The 15,651-nt window shown below is 34.0% G+C and carries 12 protein-coding genes; 11 read left to right on the forward strand and 1 reads right to left on the reverse strand.

What is annotated here, in order from left to right:
* Positions 1-48: 48 nt before the first annotated feature.
* The 11 genes from tgt (at position 49) to ES674_RS07685 (ending at position 14,873) form a co-directional block, all read left to right on the forward strand.
* A complete protein-coding gene (gene tgt / locus ES674_RS07635) occupies positions 49-1,179 on the forward strand; it encodes a tRNA guanosine(34) transglycosylase Tgt (protein ID WP_148403350.1) in 1,131 nt (376 codons plus the stop codon).
* Positions 1,180-1,303: 124 nt separating this feature from the next.
* Entirely contained in the window at positions 1,304-2,380 is a 1,077-nt protein-coding gene (locus ES674_RS07640; RefSeq protein WP_148403666.1) for an LptF/LptG family permease, read from the forward strand.
* Positions 2,367-3,275, forward strand: coding sequence for a DMT family transporter (locus tag ES674_RS07645; protein WP_148403351.1), 909 nt, complete (start codon positions 2,367-2,369; stop codon positions 3,273-3,275). The genes ES674_RS07640 and ES674_RS07645 overlap by 14 nt, the downstream gene beginning before the upstream one ends.
* A 143-nt stretch (positions 3,276-3,418) precedes the next feature.
* Entirely contained in the window at positions 3,419-4,372 is a 954-nt protein-coding gene (locus ES674_RS07650; protein WP_148403352.1) for an acetyl-CoA carboxylase carboxyltransferase subunit alpha, read from the forward strand.
* A gap of 168 nt (positions 4,373-4,540) precedes the next feature.
* Entirely contained in the window at positions 4,541-6,076 is a 1,536-nt protein-coding gene (gene dnaB / locus ES674_RS07655) for a replicative DNA helicase (protein WP_148403353.1), read from the forward strand.
* 129 nt (positions 6,077-6,205) lie between these two features.
* The gene (locus tag ES674_RS07660) at positions 6,206-7,225 is read left to right on the forward strand and encodes an AI-2E family transporter (protein WP_148403354.1); all 1,020 of its coding nucleotides are present in this window, start codon (positions 6,206-6,208) and stop codon (positions 7,223-7,225) included.
* 67 nt (positions 7,226-7,292) lie between these two features.
* A complete protein-coding gene (locus tag ES674_RS07665; protein WP_211359273.1) occupies positions 7,293-8,549 on the forward strand; it encodes an asparagine synthetase B in 1,257 nt (418 codons plus the stop codon).
* Position 8,550: 1 nt separating this feature from the next.
* Positions 8,551-10,251, forward strand: a complete 1,701-nt coding sequence (locus ES674_RS07670) for a tetratricopeptide repeat-containing sensor histidine kinase (RefSeq protein ID WP_170233976.1) — start codon at positions 8,551-8,553, stop codon at positions 10,249-10,251.
* Positions 10,244-10,912 (forward strand): LytR/AlgR family response regulator transcription factor, encoded by a 669-nt coding sequence (locus tag ES674_RS07675; protein WP_148403356.1) that lies wholly within the window; start codon positions 10,244-10,246, stop codon positions 10,910-10,912. Before ES674_RS07670 ends, ES674_RS07675 begins: the two co-directional genes overlap by 8 nt.
* A 100-nt stretch (positions 10,913-11,012) precedes the next feature.
* Complete coding sequence (locus tag ES674_RS07680; protein WP_148403357.1) at positions 11,013-11,297, forward strand: hypothetical protein; 285 nt, start codon at positions 11,013-11,015, stop codon at positions 11,295-11,297.
* Positions 11,298-11,411: 114 nt separating this feature from the next.
* A complete protein-coding gene (locus ES674_RS07685) occupies positions 11,412-14,873 on the forward strand; it encodes an Ig-like domain-containing protein (RefSeq protein ID WP_211359275.1) in 3,462 nt (1,153 codons plus the stop codon).
* Between the two features lie 392 nt (positions 14,874-15,265).
* On the opposite strand, the gene rplT is transcribed toward ES674_RS07685, so the two are convergent.
* Positions 15,266-15,610, reverse strand: a complete 345-nt coding sequence (rplT, locus tag ES674_RS07690) for a 50S ribosomal protein L20 (protein ID WP_148403359.1) — start codon at positions 15,608-15,610, stop codon at positions 15,266-15,268.
* Positions 15,611-15,651: the final 41 nt, after the last annotated feature.

A 15,651-nucleotide genomic window follows, 5' to 3' on the forward strand; every position in this document is an offset into this window, starting at 1 on the left:
GACATCGTAATTTCTTATTTATATTTGCGCTCTCATGATAATTTGAATATGACATTTGACTTAAAAGTAACCGACTCGAAAACAAAAGCCCGAGCTGGAAAATTAACTACGGATCACGGTGTAATTGAAACACCTATTTTTATGCCTGTTGGAACTGTTGCTACCGTAAAAGGTGTACACCAACGCGAACTTAAGGATGAAATTAATCCGGATATTATTTTAGCGAATACTTACCATTTATACTTACGCCCACAAACAGATGTATTAGAAAAGGCTGGTGGTTTGCATAAATTTATGAACTGGGATCGCAATATTCTTACAGATTCTGGAGGTTATCAAGTGTATTCTCTTTCGGCAAATAGAAAAATTAAAGAAGAGGGTGTTCGATTTAAAAGTCATATTGACGGTAGTTATCATACGTTTACGCCAGAAGGTGTCATGGAAATTCAACGAACGATAGGCGCTGATATTATCATGGCTTTTGATGAATGTACACCATATCCTTGTGATTATCGTTATGCCAAACGTTCCATGCACATGACGCATAGATGGTTGGATAGATGTATCAATCATTTGGAAAAAACGCCTGTTAAATATGGTTTTGATCAGGCATTTTTTCCAATTGTTCAAGGAAGTACTTACAAAGATTTACGTCAACAATCAGCAGAATATATTGCCAACGCTGGTGCTGTAGGAAATGCAATTGGTGGTTTGTCCGTTGGTGAGCCTGCCGAAGAAATGTACGCGATGACAGAAGTTGTTACGGCTATTTTACCAGAAGAAAAACCCCGCTATTTAATGGGTGTTGGAACGCCAATTAATATTTTAGAAAACATTGCATTGGGTGTAGATATGTTTGATTGTGTTATGCCAACACGTAATGCTCGAAACGGCATGTTGTTTACGGCACATGGTTCTATCAATATTAAAAACTTGAAATGGCGTGAAGATTTTTCGCCAATTGATGAAATGGGCATCACCTTTGTAGATACTGAATACAGTAAGGCCTATTTAAGACATTTATTTACAGTCAATGAATTATTAGGAAAGCAAATAGCCACCATTCATAATTTAGGTTTTTATATGTGGTTGGTTCGTGAAGCCAGAAAACATATATTAGCAGGTGATTTTGCCTTATGGAAAGATATGATGGTGAAGCAAATGGACAATCGCTTGTAGTTTTATTAAAGAATAAAGAGAAATGAGAAAAGAGAAATGAGTCGAATTTAGACGCCGGTTCTCCAACCATAGAAATTAAAACACCCAAAAAAACTCTTCTTTGAAGAGTGTAGAAAAGAAGCCATTGAAAATTCTAGATTGGTACATATTAAAACGATATCTCCTAACATTTTTAGTAATGTTGTTGCTCTTTATTCCAATTGGAATAACAGTGCATCTTGCTGAAAAAATTGGAAAGATATTAGAAAATGAAGCACCTTTTGGAGAGGTTATGCTTTACCTATTAGATTTTACTATCTACTTTGCGCATCTTTTATTTCCCTTATTTTTATTCTTATCCGTAATTTGGTTTACATCAAAATTGGCGAATAATACAGAGGTTATTGCTTTTTTAAGTTCCGGTGTTTCCTTTACTAGATTTTTAAGACCCTATTTAATTGGTGCCACTATCGTGTCAATTTTTGCTTTGGTTTTAGGGCTTTATTTAGCGCCCGAAGCGAGTAAAGGTTTTAACGATTTTAACTATAAATACTTAAAAACAAATCAAAGTGCCGTAGATAATCAAAACGTTTACAGGCAAATTGATGATAACACCTATATTTATGTGAGTAGTTTTGATTCGAAGCAGAATTTGGGTCAGAACTTTACCTTGGAGTATATTGAAAACCATAAAATGGTGAGTAAAATTACGGCTAGCTCCATTCGTTATATTGAGGAAGATTCCCTTTATAGATTAAACACTTACGTGAAACGAATCATTGGAGAAGGAGACGATATCATTGAAACGGAAAGACGTAAAGATACTTTGTTTACATTCGATCTCGAAGATTTAACCCCAGTTGAATATATTGCAGAAACTTTAGCTTACGGCGAATTAAACCGTTTTATTGAAAAAGAAGAAGCACGTGGTTCCTCTTATATCAATCGCTACAAATTAGTAAAATATAGAATTTGGAGTTTGCCAGTTTCAGTATTTATTTTAACCATTATAGCCGTTGCCGTTTCATCTATAAAACGTCGTGGTGGCATGGGTGTCAACTTGGCTTTTGGTATTTGTATTGCCATGGTTTTCGTTTTCTTCGATAAAATTTTTGGTGTACTAGCTTCACAATCAGATTTTCCACCTTTAATTGCTGTGTGGTTTCCAAACGTGATATTTGGAGTATTAGCGGCTTACCTTTTATATAATGCTAAACGATAAGCTTAAAAATTACGGACATCTGCACGTATTGGTATTTATTGCAGGTTTTACGGCAATTTTAGGACAGTTAATTTCCATAGAAGCGGTTTCATTAGTATGGTACCGTATGCTGATAGCGCTATTTTTTATGGCTATCTATGTTTATTTTTCTAAAGCGCCTATTAAAATTCCATTAGCATCTATACTTAAATTAGGTTTCGCAGGAATTGTAATAGCCCTGCATTGGATTACTTTTTTTGCCGCTATTAAGGTTTCAAATATCTCCATAACATTAGCCATGTTTTCTACGGGCGCGTTTTTTGCGTCTTTTATAGAGCCCCTAATTTACAGACGAAAGCTCATTTCTTATGAAATTTTGTTTGGTATTTTAGTCATTCTAGGTGTTTTTATCATCACTCAAAGTGAACTCCATTATTGGATGGGCATTATATTGGGGATTATTTCGGCGTTTCTATCATCCTTATTTGCTGTTTTAAATGGGAAATTTTTAGAAAAACACTCCGCAACGGTTATTTCATTTTATGAGTTTATAAGTGGTGTCGCTTTTATAAGTATCTATTTACTTTTTTCAGGAAAAGGTTTTTCACCAGAATTTTTCGTGCTACACGTTTCAGATATTATTTATCTCTTAATTTTAGCTTCTGTTTGTACAGCTTATGCCTTCATAGCATCTGTTTATGTTATGCGCTATCTAAGTCCATTTACAGTCGTGTTAACTTACAATCTAGAACCAGTTTACGGTATCATTTTAGCCGTTATAATTTTCCCTGAAAAGGAGAAAATGAGCACTAACTTTTATATTGGTGCTACCATTATTATTAGTGTTGTTGTATTCAATGGAATTTTAAAGAACACCAAGAAATACCGAAATAGAGCGGCTATTCGCCCTAATTAACGTTAATGTTTTTACCATGTATTTGGTAATTAGTACATTTGTATAAACCGCTATGCACGCCTAATATTTCACCTTTTTACTTCGGTATAAAATGAAAAAAATATGTAGGTTTGTAGGCTAACTAATTTAAATTAGAAATTCCTATGGAATATTTAGATTTTGAACTTCCTATTAAAGAACTAGAAGCACAATTGCAGAAATGTGAAATAATAGGTACCGAAAGTGAAGTAGATGTATCCGAGACTTGTAAGCAGATTGAGAAGAAATTAATTGCTACAAAGACAGAAATATATAAGAATTTAACGCCTTGGCAGCGTGTGCAAATGTCCCGTCATCCAAACAGACCTTATACTTTGGATTACGTAAAAGCACTTTGTGGTGAGTCTTTCCTAGAATTACATGGAGACAGAAACGTAAAAGATGATAAAGCTATGATTGGTGGCCTTGGTAAAATTGGCGATCAAACGTTTATGCTTATCGGTCAGCAAAAAGGCTATAATACCAAAACACGTCAATACCGTAATTTTGGTATGGCAAACCCTGAAGGTTACAGAAAAGCATTACGCTTAATGAAATCAGCAGAAAAATTTGGAATTCCTGTTGTAACACTTATTGATACCCCAGGTGCATATCCAGGATTGGAAGCAGAAGAGCGTGGACAAGGTGAAGCAATTGCTAGAAATATATTAGAAATGACACGTTTAAAAGTACCTATTATTACCGTTATTATTGGTGAAGGTGCTTCGGGTGGCGCATTAGGTATTGGTGTTGGAGATAAAGTATTAATGTTGGAAAATACATGGTATTCGGTAATTTCTCCGGAATCTTGCTCTTCCATACTTTGGAGAAGCTGGGAATATAAGGAACAAGCAGCCGATGCCTTAAAATTGACTGCGAATGATATGAAGAAAATGAAGTTAGTGGATCTGATTGTTAAAGAACCAATTGGTGGTGCTCATAGCGATCGTGAAACAACTTTTGCAACCGTTCGTGAGGCTATTTTAAAATCTTATGATGAGTTTAAAAACTTATCACCAAAAGAATTAGTTAAAAATAGAATGGAAAAATATTTAAATATGGGTGTATTTAAAGGTTAATCCGTTTCATACCATACAACCTAAAAATCTGAAATAATTTATTTCAGATTTTTTTATGTTTATTAACAATAATTTCAACTTATTAACATATAAATTGTTAACTTATGGTTAACAACGAAACTTCAAAATAGCTATAATTATAGCATCGTTTTATTTACTTTCGCTCACATGAAACAACCAAATCAAATTAAGGGATATCCCGTAGATAAAAGTACTTTAATAAGTCTTGAGAAAGGAAAAATACCGCCTCAAGCCATTGATTTAGAGGAGGTTGTTCTCGGCGCGATGATGATTGATAAAAAAGGTGTTGATGAGGTTATTGATATTTTAAGTCCTGATGCTTTCTATAAAGAAGCACATCAGCATATTTTTGAAGCCATTTTTCAATTGTTTGAAAATAGTGAACCTATTGACTTATTAACCGTTTCTAGCCAATTAAAGAAAAACCAGAAATTGGATGTTGCCGGAGGTGATTTTTACCTGATTTCTTTGACCCAAAAGGTGTCATCTTCAGCTCATATTGAGTTCCATGCCCGTATTATTTTACAGAAATTCATTCAAAGAAGTTTGATTAAAATTTCGAGTGAAATTATTGAAGACTCCTATGATGAAACACAAGATGTTTTCGATTTATTAGATAGAGCTGAATCCAAATTATATGAGGTTACACAAGGAAATATTAAAAAATCTAGTGAAACAGCTCAAAGTTTGGTAATTCAAGCGAAGAAGAAAATAGAGGAAATTTCAAATAAAGAAGGTTTAAGTGGCATTCCAACAGGTTTTACCAAACTAGATAAACTGACCTCTGGTTGGCAAGAAAGTGATTTAATTATTATTGCAGCGCGTCCAGGTATGGGTAAAACGGCTTTAACCTTATCTATGGCTAGAAATATAGCCGTAGATCAGAATATTCCTGTTGCTTTTTTCTCATTAGAAATGGCATCGGTGCAATTAATTATGCGTTTAATTTCTAGTGAAACGGGCTTGTCTTCAGAAAAACTACGTACAGGAAAGTTAGAAAAACACGAATGGGAACAATTAAATGTCAAAGTAAAAGGACTTGAAAAAGCCCCTTTATTTATAGATGATACGCCTTCACTTTCCATCTTTGATTTACGAGCAAAAGCGAGACGTTTAGTATCGCAACATGGCATTAGATTAATTATGGTGGATTACTTGCAATTAATGACAGCTGGTGGAAGTCAGAAAGGTGGTAATCGTGAACAGGAAATTTCAACAATTTCTCGAAACTTAAAAGCATTAGCTAAAGAATTAAGTGTTCCGGTAATTGCCCTATCGCAATTATCGCGTGCAGTTGAAACCCGTGGAGGAAGTAAACGTCCAATATTATCAGATTTACGTGAATCTGGTGCAATTGAGCAAGATGCGGATATTGTTAGTTTTATTTACCGTCCAGAATATTATAAAATTGATGAATGGGATGATGATGAACGTTCGCCTACTCAAGGTCAAGCAGAATTTATTATTGCTAAACATAGAAATGGTGGTTTAGATAACATCCGGCTCAAGTTTATTGGAAATCTTGGTAAGTTTGATAATTTAGATGATTTTGATACCCCATTTGATCATGAGTTTCATTCTAAAATGAACGAAGCGGCAAATGATAATACCTTTAAAGCGGATCATTTCCCAACGCCAAATGATGCATTTGGAGACCCAGAAGACAACGAGGTTCCTTTTTAAATAACTTGATATACAGGTTTTGAAATTTAGCGGTAATGCGTTTATTTTTAAAACCAAAATAGTCTTAACTATTGGCCTGCATAACATGTTTTTGGCTTAATTTTGCATTTCTTAAAAATAGGGTCTTTTATGAACCAGTTGCGTACTACAAATTTGCTATTATCAATCATCGTGATTCCTTTGGTGTTTTATTTATTAAAAACATTATCGTTCATATTTATTCCGTTGATTTTCTCCATGTTTATTGCTTTGCTATTTTTACCAATTATGCGTTGGTTAAGTAGAAAAAGCATTCCAAAACCAATTAGCATTGTTTTAGTTATTCTACTTATTGTAGCTGGATTAAAAATAGGCGTGGAGCTTATAAAAGTTTCGGGTCGCGAAATTTTAAATTCTGAAACCGAATTTTTTGTCAAAGCAGAAGAGAAATTTGATGATTTACTTTTAACTGCCCAAGAAACTTTTGGGATAGAAGTAGATAGTAAGGAAAGTTTCTTTAAAAAGTTCATTCATGAAGAAACTATTGGAGTCACGTTAAATTTCCTTCAGAAAACGCTTACCATGATTTTAATGACGGTATTTTTTGTGGTCTTATGGCTGGCAGAATCCATCAACATTCAAAAGGTGATGAATAATACCTTATTGAAACTCAAACATACGTCGGTAAAAACATTTATAAGAATAGAGAATGATCTAATTAAATTTGTGAAAGTGAAATTTGCAGTCAGTTTAGCTACAGGTATTGGAACTGGATTGGCTTGTTTCTTTTTTGATGTTAGTTTCCCCATTTTCTGGGGCTTATTTGCATTTCTTATAAACTTTGTGCAAATGGTTGGTTCTATAGTAACTGTTGTATTATTATCTGCTTTTGCATTTATTGAATTGGATCCCACAAGTATATTATTCTTTTTTATCGTATCCATTACCGGTGTTCAAGTGCTTTTTGGCTCAATTTTAGAACCTATTTTCATGGGAAAATCATTTTCGTTAAACGTTATAACGGTATTGGTTATGTTAATGCTTTGGGGATATATTTGGGGCGTTGCCGGTTTAATTTTAGCAATTCCAATTACGGTTGTTTTAAAAATATTGCTGGAACAATTTGATAATACTAAGGTTATTGCCAATTTATTGTCTGGTAAAACTTAGGCCATCTTTTGGGTTAATATTGTTTTAAATTTATTTGAAAGGGCTATAATTTCAGTATCTTTCAACTATGAAAAAGTTAATACTTCTGCTACTGTTTTTGTTTAGTTTAAACAGTTTTGCATCCTATATTTTAATTCCCATGGATGCCGAGAGCCAAAAGAATCATCTAAAAGCTTACGGCATTACCTATTGGACTCTAGATAATCAATTAAAAGTGAATTGGTTATTAAATTATAGAGGCGGATCCTTTTTATTACCAGACACGGAACGAATCAGACGGGAATGTCAGATTCGTGGTGTTTCTTTTGAAGTTATTTCCAACGATAAAGCCGAAGCTATTCTTACTGAAATCAGCAGTCCTAGTAAAAACATGGAATCTGTAATTCTAGAAAAAGCACCTAAAATTGCGGTCTATTCGCCTAAGGGTAATTTACCTTGGGATGATGCGGTGACGATGGTTTTAACCTACGCCGAAATTCCTTACGAAACCATATATGACGAAGAGGTTTTAAATGACGCGCTATTATTGTATGATTGGTTACACTTACACCACGAAGATTTTACGGGACAATATGGAAAGTTTTATGCCAATTATAAAACAGCAGCTTGGTATATTGAAGAGAAGAAATCGGCTGAAGCTATGGCTAAACGATTAGGATATGATAAAGTTTCAAATGAAAAGTTAGCCGTTTCCAATAAAATTAGAGATTATGTTATTGGTGGCGGTTTTATGTTTGCTATGTGTAGCGCAACAGATAGTTTTGACATTGCTCTATCTGCAGATGGTGTAGATATTTGCGAACCGATGTTTGATGGTGATGCAAGTGATGCCAACTACCAAAGTAAAATTGATTATAATAGAACATTCGCCTTTAAAGATTTTATTTTAGAGCGTAATCCAAATGTCTATGAGTTTTCTTCCATAGATATGACTGAAAAGCGCCAGATTCCAAAAATGACTGATTATTTCACACTAATGGATTTTTCAGCTAAATGGGATCCAATTCCAACCATGTTGTGTCAAAATCATACCGCCTTGGTTAAAGGTTTTATGGGGCAAACTACCGCTTATAGCCGGGATCAAATTAAAGCCAATGTTTTGGTAATGGGCGAAAATAAAACCAATGGCGAAGCTAAATACATTCATGGTATAAAAGGTAAAGGCTTTTTTACGTTTTATGGCGGCCATGATCCTGAAGATTATACCCATAAAGTAGGTGATCCGAAAACGGAATTAGATTTGTATCCAACCTCTCCAGGTTATCGTTTAATTCTAAATAATGTATTGTTTCCTGCAGCTAGAAAGAAGAAACAGAAAACTTAATATGAAATTTATTTTCGTCTTAATTTCAATCTTTATTTTTCAATGGTCATTTTCTCAAGATGATTCCATAATTGATTATGGGCAGAAATTAGTAGATGAAAATAGGTTGAATGATGCCATTATTTACTACAAAAACCATCTCAATAATCCTGAAAGTCCAGAGCAAAACATTAAACTGCTCATTGGTTTAGCCGATGTTTATAAGCTGAAATTGGATTATAACAGCACGAATGATTATCTTATAAAAGCTCATGAGGAAATAGAGCTAACGGGAAATATTGAATTAAGATTCCTGTATCACGTTAAAATGATTGAGTTTTATAGGAAAAGAGGGCTTTATTTAGAGGCTATAAAACATCAAGAGAAGGCGGAAGATATTCGAAAAAATAACACAATTAACGATTCCTATTTATCTAGTTATTATGGAAGAAGGGCATCTATTTTCTCACAGCATTTTGGAATGCAAGATTCTATTCTAAAATATGCAAACAAGTCTTTAGAACTCGCCAAAAAAGTCAATCATAAGAGTAATATTTTTTATGCAACGTTAGAAATAGCAAGTGTTTGTGCTTTAAGAAAGGATTATAAAACGGCTCTTACGTATTTCAAAGAATTGATAAAATATTCTAATGAAAATAATTTAATACAACATCAGGCTGACGTTTATATCAATTACACCAATACCTTAATTAAGGACAATCAATTAGATAACACTTTAACCGAGTCGTTAAAAGCACTGGAATTTATTAAGAATAATGATTTACTCTACAATGAAATTGTAATTACCACAAACGTTTATGAGACTTATAAAAAGCTAGGTAACTATGAAAAGGCTTATGATTATTTACTTCAAGTAGTTATTCTTTTAGAAAAACATAATTTAAAGAAGCATAATGAATTCTTATTTGAGCTAGAGGAGAAATACAAGTTAGCTGAAAAAGAGAACCAAATTAAGATTAATACATTAGAAATAACCAATCAGAATAAAGCTTTGGCGTCCAATAAAATCCAGCTTTATGTAAGTATTGGCTTATTTTTGGTGGCCATCGCTATTACTTTAATAATTGCTAACTTTCTTAAAAAGGAAAAAAGTACCAATAAGCGCCTTCAATCTTTATCAGAAGAAAATGAATTTTTGTTGAGTGAAGCCAATCATCGTATCAATAATAATTTGCAATTAGTAGTTATTTTAATTACCGATCAATTAAAAATGACTTCAAAACAAAACAGTTTTGAGCTAAAAAATGTGTTGACTAAAGTGGAAGCCATCTCTACATTGCACAAACATCTCTATAAAAACAAGGATAAAAGGAAGGTCGATGCTCATAATTATTTGAGTGATGTTACCGATAGTTTCCTCAATTTATTCGAAGAAAATAATATCAAGACCAAGTTTCACATAGATGCTGTTGAAATTTCTTCAGATTTAGCCATGTATTTAGGTTTACTGCTTACGGAATTATGCATCAATTCCATTAAACATGCGTTCAAAGATCAAGAAGTTAAAGAGCTTATTTTTGAAATGACGTATCGAGAAAATATCTTATTTTTCGATTACGCCGATAATGGGTCAGCCTTAATTCAACAAGAAATTAAACCGAAATTGGTAGATAAACTCTGTCGTCAATTAAGAGTCCAGTGCCAAATTGATACAGAAAAAGGCTTTTCATTTTCGTTTAAAAAAGAAATAAGGAATGATTAATCATCTTAAAACCAAAATTCTTATCGTTGAAGACGATGTAATCATTGCTGATTATATTGCTGAAATTTTACAGGAAGAACAGTTTAGCAATCTAAAAGTCGTTCACGATAAAGCGTCCGCACTTCAGGAAATGGCTAATTTTTTGCCGGATATTATATTAATGGATATTAATTTGGAGGGCATAAATGATGGAATAGAGCTTTCTAAATCTAAAAATAACAATGCGGCTGTTATTTTCCTTACGGGTCAGTATGATTTTGCTTTAATGAATGAAGCGCTAACAACAAATCCTGATGCCTATTTAACCAAGCCTATAAAACATGTGGACTTGTTAGCATCCATTAATTTAGCCATGCATAAAAAGGAGTTGCAAATCTTTCAATTTAAAGATGGGTATGATACTGTTAATTTAGAATATGATGATATTAAATATTTAATGGCAGATGGTAACTATGTCAATATATATACAACTTCTAAAAAATATACGATTAGGCAATCTTTAAACACCCTTGTTCATCAACTGCCGAAAGATATATTTAAACAAACCCATCGGTCGTATTTGGTAAACAAAAATAAAGTGCAGCGCGTAACAGCGTCTTCTGTATTTGTCAGTGATCTTGAAATTCCATTGTCTAGACCCAACATCAAACACTTTAAATAGTCACTCACATACATTACGTTGCGCTTCGACCCTATTTATTTGCGCTTCATTGATTAAAATTTAGTTTTGAGCCAAATTAACTCAAACTAAATCTATTTTTATGAAATTTAAACTTTACCTACTTCCATTGGCAGTATTATGTCAATTTATAATTTTTGGTCAAACTATTGACCAGCAAAATTCACCAGAAGAAAGTTCTACTCTTGGTACAAATTACCCAAATGCTGGAGGGCAATCATTTACAGCAGGACTAACCGGAACATTAACCCAAATAGATCTTAAAATTGAGAGCAATGATTTTGCTTCCACTGTTCAGGGTTTTGACTTAATAATTTACGAGGGTAATGGATATTCTGGTAATGTTTTAAACACTACAGAAGCTTAATTTCCTTTAAGTTTTGGTCCAAATCAAATAAGTTTTACGCTTGCGAACAGCGGTATTGCTATTACAACTGGTAATATGTATACCTTGCGTCTTATCATGCTTGAAAACTTTGATATGGATACAAGTATTACATCTCCTGGAACTTCTTATCCTAATGGTGGTTTATATTTTCAAGAAGGAAGCACTGGTTTTTATAATTTGGGAGATATGTGGTTTATCACCTACGTTACAACAGGACCAGACGCACCAACAGCATCTGCTCAAATCGTTTGTTCAGGTGCAACCGTTGCCGATTTGGTAGCTACAGGTACAGATTTAAAATGGTACACAGCAGAAACAGGTGGTACAGCTTTAGCTAATACTGCAGAACTTTCTTCTGCAACATATTATGTTTCTCAAACCGTAGATGGAACAGAAAGCGACAGAACTTCGGTAAGTGTAACTGTTTCGACAGCAATTACGGTTACAGCAACGGCCACAAATGTAAGTTGTAATGGTTACAATGATGGAAGCATTACAACAACAGTATCAGGCGGAACAGCACCTTATATTTATTTCTGGAGTAATGGAGAAACAACCGCTTCTATAAGCAACTTATCATCTGGGACATATAATTTATTATCCATAATCGATGACAATGGCTGTGAGTTAGGAGATGGTTTTGGCAACCCTTCTGCGTTATCAGTAACTATATCAGAACCTGCTTTTTTAAATGCACCAACAGCAGAAGCACAAGCATTTTGTGGTACATCAACCGTTTCAGATTTATTACCAACATCTAGTTCAACAATAATTTGGTATAATGTAGAAACAGAAGGTTCAGCATTAGAGGCTACAACAGAATTAGCAACAGGAACCTATTATGTTTCAGAAACAAATTCCAACGGATGTGAAAGTGAAAGAACTGCAGTTAATGTTTCAATAAACGGAGTGCCACATGCACCAACAGCAAATAGCGTACAAATTTATACTAGTGAAGCAACCATTGCCGACTTAACAGCTACAGGTACAGGCTTACTTTGGTACGATGCTGCTACAAATGGCACGTCTTTAGACTTAACTGTCAGTTTAGTAGATGGTACTACGTATTATGTAAGTCAAACCACCACATGTGGAGAAAGCTTAAAAACAGCAATAACCGTTAAGGAAATTAGCGAAGCATCACAAGCCTTTTGTGGGGCTGCAACCGTAGAGAATTTAACCAGCACGCCTTCCGCAGATGCAACAGTTAAGTGGTACTCAGACGCTACTGGAGGCACAGCATTAGTTAATACAACAGTACTAACAACAGGGACATATTATATTGAAGAATCGAAAACTGGTTCTGCCATTACTTTATTAAGTGATTTATATAATCCAAGTGGAGTAGCTGTTCAATCTGATGGAAAAATTCTGGTATCAGATTATAATGATGGTCATATTATACATATGAATGCAGATGGAACCAATAACGAAACCTTAGGAAACGGATTTGTCGATACTAGAGATGTTGTCATTGAAGCCGATGGAAAAATTTTGGTGGTAGGTATAGGAGATATTAAACGAATGGATGCAGATGGTTCAAATATAGTAACCTTATTAGATGGTAATACAGAAATAAAAGCAGTAAGCATTCAAGCAGATGGGGAAATTATTTTTTTCAATGCTGATGGAGGTTCTTTAATGCGAATGAATGCTGATGGTACGGCAATAGAAATTTTAAATGACCAGGATGAATTAGATATAGATCAAACAGCGATTCAAACGGATGGAAAAATTGTGGTAGCAAATTTCGGGTATAGATCAATTATACGTATGGATGCTGATGGTACAAACTTAGAAACTTTAGGAGGTGTTTTTAATTATCCAACAGGAGTAGCCATTCAAGCAGATGGAAAAATTGTGGTCGCAATACCAAATGGTGAAATTAAACGAATGAATCCTGATGGTACAGGTCTAGAAACCATAGCCAATGTTTCAAATCCTGGAAAATTAGCTATTGAAGCAGATGGAAAAATTTTAGTGTTAGCTAATAATACTATTAAACGTATCACGGAAGCTTATACTTCCAATAGAGTTTCGATTAATGTTACAATTAATGAAGCTCCGGAAGCACCAACAGTATCAACCCCAGTAACTTATAATCAAGGTGATATTGCAAGCGAATTAGCAGCTACAACAGGAGGAACAGGATTTATGTGGTATACTACAGAAACTGGTGGAACTGGAGACGTTAATGCGCCAACACCTGATACATCAACAGGTGGTTTTACATCGTATTGGGTATCTAGCACAAATGATAATGGGTGCGAAAGTGAAAGAACTGAAATTGTAGTTAATGTCAATGCACCTGCAACACATTTGAATTTTGGTGCAGTTAATGATTATGTTGATTGTGGTAATGGTTCTAGTTTACAAATAACAGGTAATACAATTACTTTAGAAGCCTACGTGAATTTTAATTCTTTTGGGTCTTCGCCTGCGTTTGGAAATATTATAAATAAAGATGACATTACTGAAAATGGTTATATGTTAAGAGCAGGAGGTAATGGCGTAATAAACTTTGTAATAGCAAGTGCTGGTTGGAATGAACTATTCTCTCCTGATAATACGATTAATTTAAACCAATGGCATCATATTTCAGGTGTTTATGATGGTGTTAATTTTAAAATTTATGTAGATGGAATAGAGGTAGCCTCACAGCCATTATCAGTTAATATTGGAAATGTAGCTGCGAATCTAAATTTAGGAAAAGACTCCTATTTTCAAAAAAGATTTATTGATGCTTCTTTAGACGAAGTACGTATTTGGAACGTTGCCAGAACAGCAGAGCAAATCAATAGCAGTAAAAACTGTGAGTTGCAAGGAGATGAAACGGGTTTAGTAGCTTATTATCAGTTTAACCAAGGTTTGGGTGCTGGAAATAATACTTCAGAGGTCACAATTTTAGATGCGACCACAAATAATAATAACGGGACATTAACTAATTTCACATTAAGCGGAACAACAAGTAATTGGTTGTCAGGTTCTCCTATAGCACCAAAAGCTTTAATTACCGAGCAACCTCAAAATCTGGTTTATTCAGAATCAAACCCTATAGTTTTTACTGTAACAGCATCAAACGTTACAACGTATCAATGGGAATATAGTGAAGATGGAGGATTATCATGGGAGCCATTATCTGATTCTCTCACAGATCCAGATGTGTCGGGTTCACAAACTCATGAGTTAACACTTTCAGGTAATGACTTGATATTCACTACAGAATTGAAATTTAGAGTTGTTCTGAATGCGGAGTCGGAATGTTCCGCTATCTCAACCGAAGTTGAAGTTAGCGAAACATTGGGAGTTGATGTTACCGCAAACAATGCTATCCAGGTATATCCAAACCCAGCCAAGGACAATATTTCTATTACCTTACCAAGTGCTCAAGAATCAAAAATTACAGTATATGATTCAAACGGAAGATTGTTATTAAACAAAACAGAAACCACCACAAAATCCATCATAGATTTAAGCAACTATGAGGCCGGTGTTTACTTATTAAAAATAGAAGTAAATCAAAGTGAAATAATAAAAAGAATTGTAAAGCATTAAGTAGAGTAAATTAGACTAAGTTGAGAACAGCGACAACCAATATTGGTGTCGCTGTTTTTTTATAGTAGAACTCATATAATTAATAGAATGACTTTAATAATAGGTAAAAGCAGTTTACTTGAGACATTCACATACATAATTCTGCAATTCAAAACTTATTTTCTGTTTGTAAAGTATAAAACTCTAAATTCGTTTTATTAAGCTATTCAATTAATATGATTTACTTCATATTACATATGTTAATTGGATTTAGGGGATTTAATTAATTAGCAAAAAGCAGCGGTAACCATTATGGATAGCGCTGCTTTTATTTTTAGGCATAAAAAAAATCCGATTCAATTAAGAACCGGATTTTTTATAAGCGAAATATGTTTTACAATAGGCGAAACGCCTTACTTGATTTTATTTACTACAGCCGCAAATGCGTCTGGGTGATTCATAGCTAAATCAGCTAAAACCTTACGGTTTAATCCGATATCGTTAGCTTTCATTTTACCCATAAACTGCGAGTAAGACATACCATGTTGTCTAGCTCCAGCGTTAATACGTTGAATCCATAATCCACGGAATGTTCTCTTTTTGTTTCTACGGTCTCTGTACGAATATTGCATCGCTTTATCAACCGCATTTTTTGCTACTGTCCAAACGTTTTTACGACGTCCGAAGTAACCTTTTGCTTGTTTAAGCACTTTTTTTCTTCTGGCTCTTTTGGCTACAGAATTTACTGATCTTGGCATAATTTTAATTGTTTTTTGTAGTAGGCGGTCTATTTAGTGAC

The organism is Bizionia myxarmorum (genome assembly GCF_008086205.1).
GTDB classification, from domain to species: domain Bacteria; phylum Bacteroidota; class Bacteroidia; order Flavobacteriales; family Flavobacteriaceae; genus Algorimicrobium; species Algorimicrobium myxarmorum.